Genomic DNA, 17,903 nt, shown 5'->3' with positions numbered 1-17,903 from the left:
AACCGGTGCGCTCATTCGGCTCTCCAGTGCACTGCACCATCTCAGTGAGCTCGCCGGTCGTTTTCGGGCGAAGTGCTGGGCCGCGATGCTCTACCAAGGCGCGAGTAGCAGCGGCTCGTGGAAATGGTGCGGGCCGTGGCCTTGTTTGCTTCCTTCACTCTGTCGACGAAGTCGTTAAAACGCCACTAGTCACCGGATTCTCGATCCGCACGTTACCATTGAGGATGTGGGAAACATATGGCATGAGATCGATTCAACGATTGCTTTAGTAGCATCGATGCTCTTGCTTCTGCATGTGGTTTGGCTAATCGCTTTGTACGTTACTTGGGAGCGGTCAAGGCCGAAAGTTGCTGGCGCCTTACTAGAGACCACTGCTTAAACGGCCGACCCTGTGGTCACAATGACTTAAACACTTATCGGCCTCGGGGGTTGCACTAGGAGTGGGCCTCGTATCGCATTTTCTTGCTTCTCTAAGCCGGACCGCCTGACGCGCATAAAAAGCTCGTGCAGCTGCCTTCGCGTACAGATTTTCTAACTTGAACCCCTCTCCATTGGGGTATTTCGGCGCTCTGTTCTCGGTAAATTTATTACAAGGAGATAAGACAACACGACCCTGAGAAGCAATTCTCTAAAAATAAGTCGATCTCCACAGGAGCAGCTGAATGAGGGGCTCAAGCTGTGCGAAGGGGTAAGGATCTTCACCGAGGGGCAAATCGATGGACTGTGGTGCTTGGCATCATGTTAGGGGCGATCTTGCGTCCGCACGGCGGAGCGCTTCGGCGTTCCTGGACGGTCTGCCGCCGGTGGACGACTGCGCCCAAATAGTTCGGCAGGCCTGGCACGCGAATTGGACCGGGACCGGAGATGCTTATTGCCGTATCGCTGACCTCAACATACACAAAAAAAAGTTCGATGAAGCCACGGAAGCGTGGCTGTGTGCGTTAACTGCCTTCGAGGTGGCTAGGAGGCTGGTGCCCGACGGTGATCCACGAAGCGCGGACGTTTCCGCCAAAGTCGAAGCAGGCCTTCGGAGGGTAGGAGTATCCTTCGGCCGCGAGGTGAAGAGCGTGCAGATTGCGTGCGACGATCTGGGGGGGATTGTAGGCTATTATTTGCCCGCTGGTGCTCCCAATCCGCGCGCGCCGGCAGTCATTTGCGTCAGCAGCGAAGAAGAAAAAGCAGCGACCCTGCTGGGCAGGGTCTTGCCTGTGGCGGTTGGCCGCGGGATGTCTGTCTTGGTTATCTCCCACGCGGACGTCGCAAATCGCGCGCGTGGTGAATCGGAAGTCGTATTGTCTCATTGTTTGGATTATTTGTCGGTCCGATCGGACGTTGATAGTAGTCGGATTGGCGTTTACGGAGACGGATTATCGGCCCCTTTAGCTACTGATTTCGCCGCATTCGATCGCCGCGTTGCCGCGGCGGTTTGTGATGGTGGCGTTTGGAATTGGACGCGCTCCCTAAGATCCATTGGTTGGGTGACGTCCACCGACGATGACGCGGATAACGACGTGGCGTCGGCATATCGCTCACGGCTGACTCGACGATTAAATTGTCCAATACTCGTGGTCGCCGGTGGGCGCGGTGTCGTCAGCGTGTCCGAGGCTATCAAACTACAGGCTGTTTGCATAGCGGCGCGCGTCGACGTGGACTTGGTCATGCCTCAACTCATTCGAGGAGGCCAAGGCGAGGCGGTTGACAACTTCGTTACCTCGGATGACTGCATCTTTAGGTGGCTGGCGCAGAGGCTCTCACAAGGTTCAACCTAGGACGACTCGTCGGCTAGGGCGCCTCGAACGGCGCTACCTTTCTCTCCCGATCTTGTTGCGGTGGGTCTCATTAAAATTGTGAGTTGTCGTGGACCTACAAATCGTTCGCGAGATGATCTTCGTGCGGGCTTGAATAGATGCTCAGTGGACGGGAGCGATGCACGACCCAAAGAAGTCCATAGAATGTAACTACCAGGATGGACTCAAATACTTGTCGCCGGCCTCCGGCGCTTGGCTGCAGCGATCAGGTCCATCTCCATGTTGAGGCAAATGATGGAAGCGGCCAGGCTAATGCGGCCCTCATCCATTCAGGCCTACAACACGCCAATACTCAGCTTTTGCGATGCCAATCGGCTGTTCTTCGCGATCGAGGTTAGCCGCTTGTTGAGATAGTCTAGTGACGCCCCGTCCAGCCCCTCCAATAACGTGGAGTTGAGAGCTTCCCTCTTGGTCGAGAGCTTCGAGATTTCCGCACGAGCTTTCTCAGTCAGGGACATTTGAATGAACCTTGCGTCATCTGGCGATGGCTCGCGCGCCAGAAACTCCATTGTTTCTAGCTTTTTCGTTTGGTTGGTAACGAACGCGGGATGAATTCGGAGTTTGCTTGCAACAGCTATCCCCGAGACGCCACGACCTTCATCGAGTTCGTCGATAGCCATGAGGATCAACCACTGTGGCTCGGTTAGGCCCAGTAGCTCTGCCCAGCTCTTATGTATTTCCTCAAGTTGGGAATGGATCTCGACAACATTCCAGATGAAGTCCTTAACGGCCCGGTCGATTGTTGTTTTTTCAGCCATGTTGGTTATTCCGCCAAACCCCAGAAACCCCTATGGGCCGCTGCGCGACGTCCCCCTGACAGGTATCTGGGTTCTCTGCCTCATGAAAGGCCGCGCCGGGCATGGGCGCTATGTAAATCATCAATTGACATGTACAAGTAATTTCATCAATGTGAGCGCCGGATCGTTTGAAAAGGCTTTCAGCGATTATGTAAAATCTCCAAGGAGAACCTCCGGGATGCCCCCTGGGGGTTCTTTTTTTCGAGTGATGATGCCGGCCCTGTTGTGGCGTTGTTTTTTCGTGGCAAAATTGCAACATGTAGCAGTGAAGAGTCGATTGTATAAATTAATTAATTGCGAGAATTGATCCGGCGAATTAGACCTTGGACTGACGGAGAGGGGGCGCCTCGACGTCGTCCGTCAAGCACCCGCCTAGTAGGTGAGGCTAGCAGCGGCGGATCTTTGAAGGACGGAAACGACGTTTCCAACTTGGAGTTCATTCATGAAACTTACGAAGAGTCTTATGCTCGGTTCTGCGGCGATGTTCGCGAGCGCCGGGGTCCAGGCTGCTGATCTTCCCATGAAGGCCAAGGCGGTTGAGTACGTGAAGATCTGCACGCTGTATGGCGCCGGATTCTATTACATCCCGGGCACCGATACTTGCATCAAACTCGGTGGCTACGTGCGCGCTTCAGCCCAGCTGGGTACGAACAGTGTCTGGGGCGCCGCCGCTAGCGGCCTTGGTGGCGCGCACAACCGCCTGAGCAACTACTACACGGCTCAATCCCGTCTCGACCAAAGCATCGATACGCGTACCGCGACCGAGTATGGTCTTCTTCGCACGTACGCTGAACTGGCTTTCACCTGGACCGCGGGTGGCTATGGCGGTGCCGGCACGACTGCCATCAATGGCGCGACGGCTTATACCGGGAATAACCCCGCCGGAAGTGGTAGCGGTACGATCTCCGGCGGCTCGCTCTCTGTCTACTACGCGTTCATGCAGTTCGCTGGCTTTACATTTGGCCGCGCACAGTCACAGTTCTCTTCACCCTGGACCAACTACCCTGGAAACTCATTCGACGGCTTGCCTGGTGGCGGAGGCTGGGAGGCTGTCAATCAGTTCGCCTATACGGCTGACTTCGGCCAGGGCATCACGGCCAGCTTTTCGGCCGAAGATCAGGTCGCTCGTGATACTACAAACATTTGGAACGTGAGCGGTGCGACCGCCGCGGGTCTTGCCACCGGTGCTTACGGCGCTGGCAACATCGGCGGTTCGCGGTCCCCCGATCTCGTGGCGATGCTGCGTGTCGACCAGGCTTGGGGCCTTTTCCAGGCATCGGTCGTCGCGCATAACAACCACGCTGGCTATTATGGTGCCGACGAAACGACGGGCCATCCAGACGACAAGTGGGGCTGGGCCGGCCAGCTTGCGTTGTCCATCAAAAATGTCCCGACGGGCGCCGGTGACACGATCAACGTCCAAGGGGTGTATACGAACGGTGCTAGCGTTTACAACTTCCAGCAGTATATGCCGTTCACTTTCGCCATGTACGGCGGTAGTGGGTTGGCGGGAGCTTACCAAAGCGTCGGCTTGGCAGGTGTCTCTGACTCGGTCTTCGTTGCTGGTGCTGGCCAGCAATTGACGACCACGTACGGTTTCAACGGCGCCTACACCCATAACTGGAACCCATACTGGAACACTGCCATCTGGGGCGGCTTCGGTGCTGTTCGGTACAACGGGACGGCGAAGGGGTACATCTGCGGCGCGTTCGTCGCGACACTTGCGCTCTCCAGTGGCTTGGGTGGTTGCAACCCCGACTTCAACTATTCGGTCGTCGGTTTGAGCACCCGCTGGTCGCCCGTGAAGAATCTGACGTTCTCGTCCGAAGTCGCTTACGCGATCCTCGACCAAAAGTACGCGAGCGGAAGCACGGTGACCTTGCCGTTGCAGTCAGGTATCGCCAAGCCGGCCGGCGCGTACGAGCTGAAGGACCAGGGCGCTCTGCAGGTCATGTTCCGTGCCCAGCGCAACTGGTAAGTTTCTGTCAAACTAGCAAGAGGAGACAAGAAGCGGCTCTATGAATCTAACTTGACCTCCAAGAAGGTCCCCGGCATGCCCGCCGGGGACCTTTTATCGTCTCGGCTCCCCCATTAGGCGTAAGAATTCCTGATGGGGTATAAGCTCCAGCCTCACGTACGACTATCTCTCCCGAACTTTGACGGTTGCACAGGTAGATCACTCGTCTCAAGGAATGCGGTCTTGTGCTGCTTGCACTGGGCTTCGCGACTCCCAGTTCTCTGCACGAGCACACTTCGCGCGGCTGATGATTTGCGGAGCCGTGATGAGACAACGCCGCGCGGCAATTTCGTATCTGCAACGACAGACGACTGCGGTCTTCAGCATTTGGAAGAAGCTTCCCATGGGTCGCCGAAAGCAATCGGCCTTGCTCCTCATGTTAGCGGCGGCGGAGAAAACCGAACAGCCGCGCGATGGGCACGGCACGTTTGATGCATTCTTCGGTCGGAATAAGGCATCAGTCCGACATCGGACTGCTCCGCCGGATTGCTATCGCGGCGCGATGAAGCTAAGTCCATCCGCATCTGCGCTCGCAGAGCCCGCAACAATCTCTCGGTCTCGAAGAATCCATGGTAGCAGTTAAGCGCAGATCCCCCCACGTAGTTACGAAATACGCAAGCCCTCAGCTTGCAGGCCGACATGCGCTCTCCAGCACGCGAAAAATTCGATACCTCAACTGCTCAGATCGCACTCGACGAGTCGCAAGCGGTGTGTTTTTTTGCCGGCGCGAATTCAATCTTCATCGTCGAGATGCTTTTAACAACGAAGAACCCACAACGCGATCGCGATGCGAGTTTGCTGAACCGGCTCGGCATCAAATCGGGACGGGGATGACCGGTCGACTCGTGGCACGTACATTGCTGCTCTAGGAAGACAATGCTGATCACGGTGATGAGGGGCAAAATCCATCAGGTCTCGGTGACTGAGACTGATCTGCACTATGACGGCCCGATCTCAATGGTGCAGCCGCGCGCCTCGCGATGCCAGGCGATAAGATCACGCCTACGCCTGGTTTGATCGGGAGGAAGCAAAAGCATTTACGCCACGCGTGGTCTGGTCGACCGAGACAACCTCACTGTAGCCAATCGAAACCCAATGTTTCTCGTCCAACCAAAATGTCAAATCAATTGGCAGCGTTGCATACTCTCAGCAAGGAGGGACGACTCCGGACCCTCAGACCGCGTTCAGGTCTCGATTTTGTTTCAAATGACTATTTGGCGCTCGCGAGCGCCCGGCGGATGCAGAGGGCTATCGCCGCCCCGATCTGGGCGGGCACTCCAACAGGTGCCGGTGGCTCGCGGCTTCTGCGCGGCAATTGCGAAGAGCATGAACGTCTTGAAACGGAAGCCGCTCGATTCTTTGGCGCTGAGACGGCGCTCTTGTTCGGCGGGGGGGATCTCGCGAATTTTTCTATCCTAACAACGCTGCCGCAGCGCGGCGACCTCGTTGTTCTCGACTCTCTGGTTCACGCGAGCATCCATGACGGCGCGCGAAGCGGACGCGCCGAGTTGCGAGTCAGTCGCCATAACGATCCGCACTCGATCGAAGCCACAATTGGGGATTGGCGCGCTGATGGTGGAATGGGCCGAATCTGGATCGTCGTTGAAAGCCTGTACAGCATGGATGGCGATTTCGCTCCGCTCGGGCAGCTAGTCGCGATCGCCGACCGTCACGAGGCCTTCTTGATGGTGGATGAGGCCCATGCAACTGGCGTTTACGGAAGGAAGGACGAGGACTCACGGCGCTGTACCGGGGGCGCGAAAATCTGGTCGTCGCTCATACTTGCGGTAAAGCGTTGGGGGCTGCTGGCGTGCTTGTAACCGCCCCGACAGCCATGCGTGACTTCATGGTCAATCGCTGTCGGCCGCTTATATTCGCCACGGCGCCGTCACCGCTGATCGCCGTTGCCGTTCGAGAGGCGCTCCTCATCCTGCAGCAGGAGCCAGAGCGTCAGGAGCAGCTAACAGATCTTGTGGCGTTTGCGCACCGCGAAATGGCGGTCCGCGGCTTGCGAATGTCATCGACCTCGCAGATCTTGCCACACGATGTCGGCGACAACGCGAGAGCCATGCAGCTCGCCTGCGCGATGCTGGCGCACGCCTTCGATATTCGCGGTATCCGGCCGCCTACCGTCCCGGCCGGGACAGCTCGGTTACGAATCTCACTAACGCTCAACGTAGCCAACGATGAGGTTCGCGCGATGCTGGATGCGCTTGCCGAGGAGACGAGGAGCTTGTCTCGATGAGCCGGCGGATCGTGGTGACCGGCACCGATGCGGGAATTGGGAAGACAATCTTCTCTGCGGGCCTTGCCCATCTCCTCGGTGCCAACTATTGGAAGCCAATTCAGGCTGGTCTCGGAGGCGAAACAGACAGCCAGGTCGTCGCGAGGTTGGCCGGCCTATCAGTCGATCGCATCATACCGGAGATCTATCGGCTCCGAACACCGGCGTCGCCGCACTATTCGGCCGACATTGACGGCGTTCGCATCGACGCTGATTCGCTCAACGTGCCGGAGGTTCGAGAGCAATCTTTGGTCATCGAAGGGGCCGGCGGGCTGATGGTACCGCTAGGTGGAGGTATACTCTATATCGACGTGTTCGAGCGGTGGCGGCTTCCCGTTGTACTTTGCGCGCGGACAGCGCTCGGCACAATCAATCACTCGCTGCTGTCGATAGAAGCGTTACGGAGGCGCCAGATCCAAGTTCTCGGCGTTGCTTTCGTCGGCGAAAGGAACGCGGAGACTGAGAGCGCAGTTTGCGACATCGGACGAGTACGTTGGTTAGGGAGATTGCCGTGGATCTCTCCTCTCGCGGCAGATACCCTCCAGGCAGCTTTTAAGGCGGCATTCCTCGGCGGTGATTTCGGGCCATGATGCGAGAGCGGAGGTCACCCATTTGGCATCCGTTTACCCAACATGCGGTTCAGCCCGAAATGACGAGGGTGGTGCATGCTGACGGTACTTATCTCTACACGGCCGATGGTCGTCAGGTCATCGATTCAATCTCCTCGTGCTGGGTGGTGACGCATGAGTCATCCCCATATTGTCGGCGCTATTCAGGAGCAGGCAGGCAGGCTTAATCAAATCATCTTTGCTGGCCATACTCAGGACCCCGCTGAAGAGCTTGCGGCGTGTCTTTTGAAGCTCGTCCCTCGGGCCTCGACTACGTCTTTTTCTCTGATAGCGGGTCGACCAGCGTGGAAGTGGCGCTCAAGATGGCGCTCGGCTACTGGCACAATATTGGTGAGCCCCGCAGCGAATTCTGGTCCTGCAGCATTCCTATCATGGCGACACGGTCGGAGCGATGTCGCGCGAGAGGCGTATTCAATGCGGCATACACGCCGTTACTCTTCGAGGTAACCTCAGTTCCGTTTCCGGACACCGCTCGTGAGCAGGCGACGCTCGATGCGCTGGAAGCAGCATGCCGATCCGAAAAGCCAGCCGCGTTCATCGTGGAGCCTTGGTGCTCGGGGCCGGTGGGATGCGGATGTATCCACGCTGGGTTCTTGAGATGAAGCGGATCTGCGAGTCCGCCCGCGTTTTATTTATCGCCGACGAGGTCATGACCGGCTAGGGCCGTACCGGAAGCTTATTTGCGTGCGAGCAGGCGAACGTCACGCCAGATATCGCCTGCTCTGCCGTACGGAAATCTTCGAGGCGCATTATTCCAAAGACCGGACTCGCACGTTCTTTCACTCCAGTTCGTACACTGCTAATCCAGTAGCCTGCGCTGCCGCAAAAGCAAACCTGGATCTCTGGAACTAGCCGGACGCTCGTCAACGAATCGACTCCCTAGCCACTCTGCAAGAGCAGGCCATCGCGAGTTTTTCAAAATGACACTCGGCTTGCAGACGTCCGCCGCATCGGGACCATCACAGCACTCGACTTAAGAAGGACGGATGCAGGCTACTTGGCGGACGTCGGTCCGAAGCTGCAGCGTTCTTAGCACCGAAATCTGCTTTTGCGGCCGCTCGGAAGTACAACGTAATGCCGCCATACTGCACGACTGCCGCAGATGTCAGTGAGATCTATAGCGTCATGGGACGCCGTTGACACTTCCGCTTGAGCGGTTGGCAGGAAACCGGCGTGGTTGAGCCGAAAGTCGCGCAATATGTGCGCCGCGCGGCTTCAAGGTTAACGGCCGAAACGCCCGCGAGCTTTACGGCTCCTGGAGGATGCGCAGCTTCTTCAGGAAGCTGGATGTTTCGCGCTCGTCCTGGAGGGTAGAGTACATTGAGCTTGTCGATTTCTGTGCGGCCCCGCCGCGCTCCGCGCCGCCGCTTACCTGGGCACAAGTCGATGTCTGCGGCGATCCCGTGCCGCCGGCTCAAGGAGCTCGCGGACGAACGCAAGAACTTCGCTTCGTTGCCTGCGGCGTTGAAATGGCTCAATGCGCTGAAATCCACCGAGGCGCGACGATCGGATGCGTTATTTAGTCGAAGATAGGCCAGCGCTTGCATTAATCGAGATAGAAAACTCATTACAACTCAGAAATCAGGTACGAAGCGCGTGGATATGCGTTTAGCTTCGTCAAACGCCTGGCAAAACAAAACTGGCCGTCGTAGTTGCTCAAAGCAGCGAGTGTTGGCAGGAACAGACGCCCGAATGTGGCGTCAAAGTGGTCCTGTAGCGAAGGGGGTAACCCGCTAAATGCCAACAGGAGTCGAGGAATGAATAAGATCTCCCATATGTCGCGCGTTGGTTCAGTAAAATGTTGCGCAGTATGTGGCGGAAAATTCGGGCTGATCCGGTATTATTGGTGGCGAACCGCACTTTGCTCGAAGAAGTGCGTTGATCGTTTCGCGGCCTGCCGGGACGCCGATCGAAATGGCTTCGCTGGATGAGAGCTGGCTAGCTTATCGAATCACCCACATACGAATTGAGGATAGCGGCGCGCATGCGTTCTTCCCAATGGCCTTGAATGCTCGTGATTTGCGAAGATCAGCTGCGCGGGCGGATCGCTGAGAGACGCATATGAGATTTATACTTGTGAACCAGAGAACCCCACTTGGAGATGGAGCCTGCTCCGCGTGTTCGCATCCTCTAGGTTCGGGATACGTGCGAGATGTCGCGTCGCGGAAGGAATATTGCGACCACAATTGCTATCGACGGTCGGAGGAGGGCATTGTCCCCCTCGTGCAATGGTCGCGTCTCTTTTGGACTGGCACGGATGACGTGGTCCCTTTAGGACTTGTGGCCCTGACGGCAGCCGCTTCCTGCTGCCTCCGAGTAGGGGCGATCTCGATGTCGTGGATCAATGCCACGACATATGAAGCCGTACATCGAGCGGATGACCCACTCTCTCCGGCCTAAGCCGACATGGATTGTGACACTGGGTCCGACGCGCCGAACTACCGCAAACCTCTGTCATAGACTGAAGGTTGGAGATGACAGTCAAGCAAGAGGCGCCCTGCTCGCGCAGAGAGTTTTCTCAAGGCTGCGACTTCCGAAGGCTAGGCATGGGGCATGTTCTCACGATGCCGGTAACGAGCCAAAGCGTTAGGCTCCATGGGATTGGGAGCGTTGAAAGGTAAGCGTGTAGGTGCCCCTACGTAGCGGATGACGTTCGATTGTCAGAGGATCTCCTGGTGATTTGTTCGCCAGGAGCTCATGTGAGCGAGCATACCTCTGACACCAAGAATTTCGAAGTTATCACGGCCACACCCGAGCGGCTTGCGGTCAGTCCAGGGCGAAGCTATCGCACTTGGTCGCGGGAGGCGAAGGAACGGATCGTCAAGGAAACGTTTTTGCCGGGGGCGAACGTGTCGGTGATCGCGCGGTCTCACGGGCTCGATCCATCGCAGTTGTTTGCGTGCCGACGCAAGGCGCTGGCCTCGGGACTGGTCGCACCGGTTTCTGGGGCGCGAGGTCATGCGGTTAAGTTCGTACGGTTTGATGCGGTGCCGAGCGACATGGTGGAAATCGTTATCGGCGATGTGGTGGTGCGGGTCGGTGGCGACGTGGAGCCTGCGCGGCTCGCTGCGGTGATCCGGGCGGTTCGGCAGGCATGATCCCGGCAGGCGTTCAGGTTTACGTGGCCAGCATGCCGTCGACTTCCGTAAGGGCGCGATAGGCTTGATGGCGCTGGTGCGCGATCGAGGCGCGGATCCGTTCATCGGGGCGCTTTATATCTTCCGTTCGAAAAGATCGGACAAGATGAAAATGGTCTGGTGGGATGGCAGCGGGGTATGCCTGTTTGCGAAGACGCTTGAGGAAACGCAGTTCTGCTGGCGAAAGGTTGCGTCGACCCGGGTGCGGCTGAACCAGGCGCAGTTGCTTGCACTCATTGACGGGCTGGACTGGACGAAGGTGCGGCCGGTGGGTGTGAAGCGCCCACAAACGGTGGGCTGACCAACTGCGGCGAATTGAACCAGGGCGGCTAAAAGGTTTGGGAGATTGGCGACGACTCTGCTGTGATGGCGGTGATAACGACGCCCGTTGCAGCGCTTCCGACGACCCTTGCCGAAGCCCATGCGCTGATCCTCGCCTTGGCAGAAGAGCGGGCGGCGATCGAGGCCGAGAACAGCCGGATCGCCTCCGAGATTGCAACACTGACTGCGACGAATTCCGATCTTGCCGCGGTCAACCAGACGGCCGACGCGCGGATCGTGGAGTTGAGGGCGATCGTGAAGATGTTGGAGCGCACGCTTTAGGGCACGCGCTCGGAACGCTTGCGTAGCAACACGCCGAGCGACGAGCAGATCGCCTTCGTATTTGACGAGATCGCCACCGGGATGGCGGCCATTGAAGCCGAACTGGCCAAGGCGGGCGGCCAGGACAAGCCGAAACGCGCGCCGCGGCCCAAGGAGTTCAGGGCGAATCTGGAGTGAGTTGAGATCATCGTCGAGCCCGAGGTGCCCCCTGGTTGCGAAGGTTTGGAGAAGGTCCTGATCGACGAGGATATGTCGAGGCGGCTGGACGTGACGCCGGCGAAGTTCCGCGCGATCGTGACGCGCCCGAAATACGTCTACCCAACCGCGACGGCGTGCTTCAGGCCCCAGCCCCCGTCCATCTGATCGAGAGCGGCCTTCCGACCGAAGCGCTTCTCGCCCAGATCGCAGTGGCTAAATATGCCGACGGGCTGCCGCTGTACCGGCAGGAAGCGATCTACGCGCGTGACGACGTCGATCTCGACCGGTTGTTGATGGCGCAATGGATGGGCAAGGTCGGCTTCGAATTGCAGCCGCTGGCCGACTATGTGCTGGAGAAGATCAAGCAGGGCGACCGGATCTTCGCCGACGAGACGACCCTGCCGACGCTGGCTCCCGGATCCGGCAAGACGCAAAAGGCCTGGCTGTGGGCCTATGCGCGCGACGATCGGCCCTTTGGCGGCATCGGTCCGCCGATGGTCGCTTATCGCTATGAGGACAGTCGCGGCGGTGAATGCGCCGAACGGCATCTGGCGGGCTTTACCGGCGTCCTGCAGGTCGATGGCTATGCCGCCTACAATCGGCTCGCCAGGTCAGTGGGTGCCAATGAGGCCGTGACGCTGGCAGCGTGCCTTGCCCAGGTCAGGAGACGGTTCTACGAGCTTCGCGTCAACGAGAGCTCGCACCTGGCGACCCAGACCGTGACCACCATGGCCGGGCTGTGTGAGATCGAGGCCGACATCCGCGGCCAGGATCCTGAGACGCGGGTGAAAGCGCGCCAGGAAAAGTCCGCCGCAATTGTCGCGGCGCTGTTCGATCTGTGGAACAAGGAGTTGCCGCGCCTGTCGGGCAAATCCAAAGTCGCCGAGGCGATCCGCTATGCCACATCCAGACGCACCGCCCTCGAGCGCTTTCTAGGCGACGGTCGTATCGAGATCGACTCCAACACCGTCGAGCGCGCAATCCGGCCGCAAACCATCACAAAAAAAATGCGCTCTTTGCGGGCAGCCATGGCGGCGGCCGGACCTGGGCGACCGTCGCCGCGCTTCTGCAGACCGCGAAGATGAACGATGTCGATCCGCACGCCTGGCTTACCCAAACTCTCGAACGGATCGCGCAGGGCTGGCCGATCTCTCAGATCGAAGCTCTCATGCCTTGGCACTTCGCAAAGCCTGAACGGCCTCGGCTTGGCGCTTACGTTGAAAGTGCAGCTGCGCTTCAGGGTAGGCTAGCGAGTGTTAAAGCCAATCGCCTGATCCAGGCAATCGCTTCCAAAATGCCATCCAGGAATGGCGCCCGCCGATCCAGACAGCGCTAATGTCGCACAGGCGTTGTAGTGAATTCCGTCAAAAGCTGTCGCATAATTGCAGGATTCAGTCATCTGATATCGGGCACCGGCGCGCAACACTTAGCAGGAGCATGGTCAGGAAACGGTGAGACCAACCCGCACATTATCCAGATTCCTGCGGGGGCGAAGGTGCGATTGAAGCGTGATTTGATTTGGTCGGATCCATCCATTTGAATTCAGGTGTGCGGTCGCTCATGTTATGATTCCTCCTGAGGATGGGGGAATGACCAATGTTGGATAGCGATACCACAGCGCTCCTACGAGCGGTCTTGGAGGAGGTCTGCGCGAAGGTGTCCTGGAGCGACAGCGGCATCCGCGCGCATGTCGCATCGAAACTGCTGGAAGCCGCGACCGGAGGTGAGAGGACGCGCGAACGCCTCAAGCAAGTCGGCGTCGAAGCGCTTCGTCAAGCCCCCGCCATGTGGCGTTAGGCAAGATATTGATGATGTCGTTCAGGTGAATTTCCAAGTCACAGTCTTGAAGATCCTAGTGAGCTATCCATCTGGGTTTGCATCGATGGCAGATCTTAAGCGGGACATGGCCATTTTGGCAACGAGCGGTCCTGATTGGGATGAACGCACCAAAAGAATGGCCGCGCGACTGCCGAACCTTGACATTTTTTCTCAGCAACTCGTTGAACGCGAAAAATGGTGTGTGGCGCCTCACGAATAAGGGCCGCGAGGTACTCGATCTGATGGAAGCACGCTCAATCCGCTGTTGCGGAAATGCGGTGGCGAATCTAAAGGCGATGCCGATGCCGGCGTGAGGGAAGCCAGCGTCGACCGCGCAAGGCCAATTACCCTGCCCGAATCCCGGAGGACTCTATCGCGGCCCACAATTCCGGTTTCCGCTGTCTTGCCCCGCTCATTCGTTCATTCGATGCTTGCCGTCCGCCGTTGGCGCGAAGAGCGGCTAGACACTCGAAAGCAGGAACTCTGCGGTATGAGTATGATCAATCCCCCGAAGGATCTTCAACTGGAATGGCATAGCTTGCCTTTACACGGTCCACGACCACCATTGTCTTGAAACCCTTGATGTCCGCGTTGTCATAAAAGAAACGACGGGTGAACTGCTCATATTCTTCCATCGTACGGGCGGTAACGTAGAGGACAAAGTCGGCCTCACCGGTGACAAAAAAACCACTAACGACCTGAGAGCACTCTTTGATGGCCTTTTTAAATCGGTCAATAATCTCGGAGTTTTCGCGCTCCAGGTTGACGAACACAAGCGCTTGGATAGGCCTGCCTACCGCCTTCGGTGAAATGATCGATATATCGGCCTCGATGATACCCTCTGAACGCAGCCTTTTCAGACGACGCTGACATGCAGTAGGAGAAAGTCCCGCGAGTTCGCCGATGGCTTCGCTCGTAAGACGGTTGTTTTTCTGCAGGATCTCAAGGATCCGAGCGTCGATCCTGTCATACTGCATAGAAGGGGCTCTAGCACGTAGAGGTGCATTTCATCGCGAAATGCCCGTTTAATGCAGAAAATCCTCCGATCAGCCCTAAAAAGCAACAAAATAGTTGCTGTCTGAGTATCCTTCGCCAACCGGCGCATCGCCTCGTCCAGTCCCGAGATGGATGGTCGAGCGGGCTCACAGCACGCAGTTCTCGTCGCGGTAGCGTCGCTCACCCAAAGAGGATTCGGCTGCCACGAGCCAGGCTTTGGCTGCCATGCGCACTCATCGTAACCGCCGCGTGCGCCGGGACCGCCGCTTACTCGAAATGAGTCGCCGGGTACAGGCGCCCATATTTTGAATGACGGCTTGTCTGATGAATCCCCTGCTTCCGAAGCACGTCCGCCACTATTTTCCTTTGGTCTGAAAAGAGACGCCACGGCCTCTGAAAGATCCTCCGTCCAGGGCGATGGTCCAGGGCGGAGCAGGACACGGCGCCGGCGTTCGCGCAGCCGAGGACAAAGCCGAGGCAATCGCATTCCCGGCTGATACGGACCCGGAGACGAAACGCCTGGCCATGAGCGGCTACTAACATTGAAGATCCCGTAGATGATCGACGGTTTGCCGGCACAATGACGATCCTGCGCAAGCATCTGATATTAGCTGGTGGGACCGCTGTGGCCTAGCTCGTGTGTTGCTGTGATGTCTGAGACAGTTTACCGGCGCACACCACCGCTTTTCCGGACGAAACCCGTGCGGGCGTCAGGCAAGGCTTGGATCTAGAAAAACTGCCAGCTATAGGACTCGCGCTCGAAACGCGCGCGCTTCTATCAGTAGCAGCACGATTGTGATGCGCTGCGTGATGGTGCCGTCTAAATGCAGCCGAGGGTAGCGGTGCGCGAGGGCTTAGGCAGCATGGCCGGCTGAATGGCCTTTTGCCTCGTTGCTCTCATCCATCATGAAAAGGCGACAGAGAGAGCGTAGCAGAGGCTGCAGTGGTGTCCGCTCTGTAAGGGACTCTTGAAATTCTCGTCCGGCGTTCCATGTGAGTCGGATAAGTGGTCGCTTATGAAAACGTTATGTTCGTCCAGCGCGCGAGAACCGCTGGACGGCGACCACGGCAATATTTCAGCACCTGCGTTTTTGGCGAAGAGATCATTGCTTGTCGCGCAAAACAAAACTGATTTCGTTTCATTGACTGGATTTCTATCGCTTTTACGATCCCTGGTCTCAAAGCGAGGTCATGCAACTATGGTGCAGTACGATCACGATACTGCCGCCTTTCGGCGGGTCCAACTTAGCGCAAGGCAATAGGCTGAGGAGCCAATCTGAGACCGGTGCATGAGAACCAACTAACAACCGGTCAAGCAGAAGGGGTACTTTGGACCTAACTGTCACGTAACAAGTTCAGTTTTTTCCGACGTCGCTTCGCGATCGGGCCACGTCGGAACTGTCCAAGGTGATCGCGGTGGTGAGAAGATGATGAGCAATACGACGGCACTGGAGAACTGCATTCGGCGGATGGACATCATCGCGCGATCAGCCAGGCTTGGAGCCGAGATCAAGAACCTTAAATTGGCGGGAGATATGCCTGACGAAGTCATTCGTGCGATTAAGCACGCGCTCGTCGAGCATAAAGTACTATTTCTCCGCGGTCAGAACTATCTCGCTGCTGCCGAGCGGGAACGCTTTGCCGTACGCCTCGGAATGCTCGTGGCTCATCCATCTGTCAGCGCAATCAAGGAATCGTCTTACGGTGGCGGTCACGTCGATCAACGGAACACTGACCTCGCTTTCGCCGACGAAGGGCCTAAGCTCTCCTTATTACGCGGCGTCGCAATTCCAGAGTTCGGCGGGGGCACAATATGGTCGAATACAGCATCCGCATATCTGGACCTTCCGGCGCCGCTTCAGAAGCTTGCGGACGACCTTTGGGCTGTCTACAGCGAGCCGTGCAATGAGGCGAAGAAGAGTCGGGCCACGGAAGCCGATAGAGACCATTTCGACGGGGGCCTCACCGCCACGACAAGAGCAACTAAGCATCCGGTGGTTCGAGTTCATCCTCAGACCGGTCAGCGCAGCCTCGTGCTTGGAAATGGTGTTCAACATTTCGTGGGCTTACAGAAGGCGACTAGTCAAAGGTTGCTCGACATTTTCCTATCTTACGTTACCTCACCCGAGAATACCGTTCGCTGGAGCTGGAAGGCCGGCGACGTTGCGATCTGGGACAATCGCGCGACCCAGCATTATACGGCTAACGATTACGGCAACGCGCACCGTGGCGTTCGGCGCGCGGCTAAGGAGGGAATCGCGCCATTGAGCGCTGATGAGTGCTGTAGCGAGAAGCCTATAAGAACGTCAAGGCTCCGCACTCCGAAGGCTGCTTGATTTTACAGTGACTGGGCAGCGACATCTACGTCAATGTCTGCTCGACGATCTTCGACACGGCAAAGTGAGTTGTTTTATGACAATGCGCAAATGCGAGGGCGATGCAATCCGCCGCAGGCGACGAGGCGTGGCATCGTCGGTTGCATCGCTGGCGAGCTGAGGAAAAATGTCGACCTGGCCGGCAATGTTGCGAGAAAAGTTGGCAGTTAAGAGCCAAGCGCATCATCGAGAATGGCTTTGAGGCGCGCCCTCCCTTCGCCAATTCGCTGTCCAGATCCGCCTTGATGGCCGAGGCGTATTCGTTGCTGATGTCCACGGGATGACCGGCGTCATTTTGGACGGGCGTTCCAGCCGGCAGCAGCTGGTAAGCTTTTATTCCAAGAGTGTGCGTGTCGTTCGCCCAGCCAGCGATGCGTGCCTCATCATATGGAGGTGCTTCCACCCCTGGCAACGGATTCGCATCGAGCGCGTCCGCGTAACTGCCCCACGAGTATGCCTGCAGGTCGACTAGAGAGTCCTCCCACATGCCGTGGAATGTTGATGCTTGGGTGTAGGGCGTGCCATCGGAGCGCTTCGCATGCAACACAACATGCAGTTTATTGCCGCCTTGATCGCCGTTTCGTTCGCTTGCGTGCAGCGGCTGTTCCAGATCTCCCGCAAGATGAACGACGAGCTTCAACGCGCGCATTTTGTCATCTTTGGAGCTCGACTTGTCTTTCAGGATCGCGATCGCGGCCGGAAGGCCCTCCACGATGCAGGACCCGTGGTTGTTCACGTCCTTGCAATCGATCGCCGCATCGTAAGTCGAACGTTCGACGTCGATATCGACGAAGTGCCATCGATAGGTGTTCTTTCCTTCCAGCGTGAAATTTGTAGTCATCGGCCCAATTTGAGACAGCAGCAAGAGACTGGCCCCCGATCAACTCCTTGAGCTTGGCTTGTGCGGCCGGGCTCAAGTGTCGCTGGTCAGTTCCGCAATAACCGAATGACCCAGTTGCCCCCACGCAAAGGCGGAAGCGGTGCTCGCTATCAAGGTAGCGATACACATTATCAGTCTGAGCAGCATCTCGAGGCGCCCCCAATGTTGTATGAGTGAATCGAATCTTTTCGGTCCGACCGAAGGCGTGGGCTAGGGTACATTGACTGTTGGCATGGGCGCGGTCGAGTGTGGCGTGAAACCATTTTGATGCTGGCCGCGCGCCGCCAACATGACCACGAAAACGGCGAGTAGGATCAGGAGTCCGCGCATTGTCATGAGATTACTCGAAGAGCTGTATCGC

General features: G+C 57.5%; 10 protein-coding genes and 6 pseudogenes. 13 read left to right on the top strand and 3 right to left on the bottom strand.

What is annotated here, in order from left to right:
- Positions 1–2,083: 2,083 nt before the first annotated feature.
- Positions 2,084–2,566, bottom strand: a complete 483-nt coding sequence (locus RX329_RS37190; RefSeq protein ID WP_317245248.1) for a MarR family winged helix-turn-helix transcriptional regulator — start codon at positions 2,564–2,566, stop codon at positions 2,084–2,086.
- 481 nt (positions 2,567–3,047) lie between these two features.
- Between RX329_RS37190 and RX329_RS37185 the strand changes: the two genes are divergently transcribed.
- The 12 genes and pseudogenes from RX329_RS37185 to RX329_RS37135 all read left to right on the top strand — a co-directional run.
- Entirely contained in the window at positions 3,048–4,583 is a 1,536-nt protein-coding gene (locus RX329_RS37185; protein WP_317245247.1) for a porin, read from the top strand.
- Between the two features lie 720 nt (positions 4,584–5,303).
- Positions 5,304–5,456: pseudogene (locus RX329_RS37180) on the top strand (biotin synthase); the annotation flags it as partial.
- Between the two features lie 42 nt (positions 5,457–5,498).
- Positions 5,499–5,639 (top strand): aspartate 1-decarboxylase, encoded by a 141-nt coding sequence (locus tag RX329_RS37175; RefSeq protein ID WP_410706192.1) that lies wholly within the window; start codon positions 5,499–5,501, stop codon positions 5,637–5,639.
- Positions 5,603–6,867 (top strand): annotated as a pseudogene (locus RX329_RS37170) (8-amino-7-oxononanoate synthase). Before RX329_RS37175 ends, RX329_RS37170 begins: the two are co-directional and overlap by 37 nt.
- A complete protein-coding gene (gene bioD, locus RX329_RS37165; protein ID WP_317245246.1) occupies positions 6,864–7,496 on the top strand; it encodes a dethiobiotin synthase in 633 nt (210 codons plus the stop codon). Before RX329_RS37170 ends, bioD begins: the two are co-directional and overlap by 4 nt.
- A pseudogene (locus tag RX329_RS37160) lies at positions 7,496–8,675 on the top strand (aminotransferase class III-fold pyridoxal phosphate-dependent enzyme). The gene bioD and the pseudogene RX329_RS37160 overlap by 1 nt, the downstream one beginning before the upstream one ends.
- A gap of 71 nt (positions 8,676–8,746) precedes the next feature.
- Positions 8,747–8,847 (top strand): annotated as a pseudogene (locus RX329_RS42220) (3-methyl-2-oxobutanoate hydroxymethyltransferase); the annotation flags it as partial.
- A 1,387-nt stretch (positions 8,848–10,234) separates the two neighbouring features.
- Positions 10,235–10,633: a transposase gene (locus tag RX329_RS37155; protein ID WP_317245245.1), complete on the top strand. Its 399-nt coding sequence runs from the start codon at positions 10,235–10,237 to the stop codon at positions 10,631–10,633.
- A 67-nt stretch (positions 10,634–10,700) separates the two neighbouring features.
- Complete coding sequence (tnpB, locus tag RX329_RS37150) at positions 10,701–10,973, top strand: IS66 family insertion sequence element accessory protein TnpB (protein WP_317245244.1); 273 nt, start codon at positions 10,701–10,703, stop codon at positions 10,971–10,973.
- Positions 10,974–11,047: 74 nt separating this feature from the next.
- A pseudogene (tnpC, locus tag RX329_RS37145) lies at positions 11,048–12,659 on the top strand (IS66 family transposase); the annotation flags it as partial.
- A gap of 410 nt (positions 12,660–13,069) precedes the next feature.
- A complete protein-coding gene (locus RX329_RS37140) occupies positions 13,070–13,270 on the top strand; it encodes a hypothetical protein (protein ID WP_317245243.1) in 201 nt (66 codons plus the stop codon).
- Between the two features lie 25 nt (positions 13,271–13,295).
- Positions 13,296–13,545 (top strand): annotated as a pseudogene (locus RX329_RS37135) (hypothetical protein); the annotation flags it as partial.
- Between the two features lie 246 nt (positions 13,546–13,791).
- Here RX329_RS37135 and RX329_RS37130 read toward each other — a convergent pair.
- A complete protein-coding gene (locus RX329_RS37130; RefSeq protein WP_317245242.1) occupies positions 13,792–14,268 on the bottom strand; it encodes an Lrp/AsnC family transcriptional regulator in 477 nt (158 codons plus the stop codon).
- A gap of 1,449 nt (positions 14,269–15,717) precedes the next feature.
- Between RX329_RS37130 and RX329_RS37125 the strand changes: the two genes are divergently transcribed.
- Positions 15,718–16,623, top strand: a complete 906-nt coding sequence (locus RX329_RS37125) for a TauD/TfdA family dioxygenase (RefSeq protein WP_317245240.1) — start codon at positions 15,718–15,720, stop codon at positions 16,621–16,623.
- A 25-nt stretch (positions 16,624–16,648) separates the two neighbouring features.
- Here RX329_RS37125 and RX329_RS37120 read toward each other — a convergent pair whose 3' ends face one another.
- Positions 16,649–17,527: a S1/P1 nuclease gene (locus RX329_RS37120; protein WP_317245239.1), complete on the bottom strand. Its 879-nt coding sequence runs from the start codon at positions 17,525–17,527 to the stop codon at positions 16,649–16,651.
- Positions 17,528–17,903 lie beyond the last annotated feature (376 nt).

The sequence above is a fragment of the Bradyrhizobium sp. BWC-3-1 genome, assembly GCF_032917965.1.
GTDB classification, from domain to species: Bacteria; Pseudomonadota; Alphaproteobacteria; order Rhizobiales; family Xanthobacteraceae; genus Bradyrhizobium; species Bradyrhizobium canariense_D.
The sequence above is the reverse complement of the archived record's forward strand: the minus strand, read 5'-3'. Positions and strand labels throughout refer to the sequence as shown.

Bases quoted from the DNA above. Each gene is read 5' to 3' on its own strand.
- RX329_RS37190 (WP_317245248.1), bottom strand. From the start codon at position 2,566: ATGGCTGAAAAAACAACAATCGACCGGGCCGTTAAGGACTTCATCTGG.
- RX329_RS37185 (WP_317245247.1), top strand. From the start codon at position 3,048: ATGAAACTTACGAAGAGTCTTATGCTCGGTTCTGCGGCGATGTTCGCG.
- RX329_RS37175 (WP_410706192.1), top strand. From the start codon at position 5,499: ATGCTGATCACGGTGATGAGGGGCAAAATCCATCAGGTCTCGGTGACT.
- bioD (WP_317245246.1), top strand. From the start codon at position 6,864: ATGAGCCGGCGGATCGTGGTGACCGGCACCGATGCGGGAATTGGGAAG.
- tnpB (WP_317245244.1), top strand. From the start codon at position 10,701: ATGGCGCTGGTGCGCGATCGAGGCGCGGATCCGTTCATCGGGGCGCTT.
- RX329_RS37140 (WP_317245243.1), top strand. From the start codon at position 13,070: ATGTTGGATAGCGATACCACAGCGCTCCTACGAGCGGTCTTGGAGGAG.
- RX329_RS37130 (WP_317245242.1), bottom strand. From the start codon at position 14,268: ATGCAGTATGACAGGATCGACGCTCGGATCCTTGAGATCCTGCAGAAA.
- RX329_RS37125 (WP_317245240.1), top strand. From the start codon at position 15,718: ATGAGCAATACGACGGCACTGGAGAACTGCATTCGGCGGATGGACATC.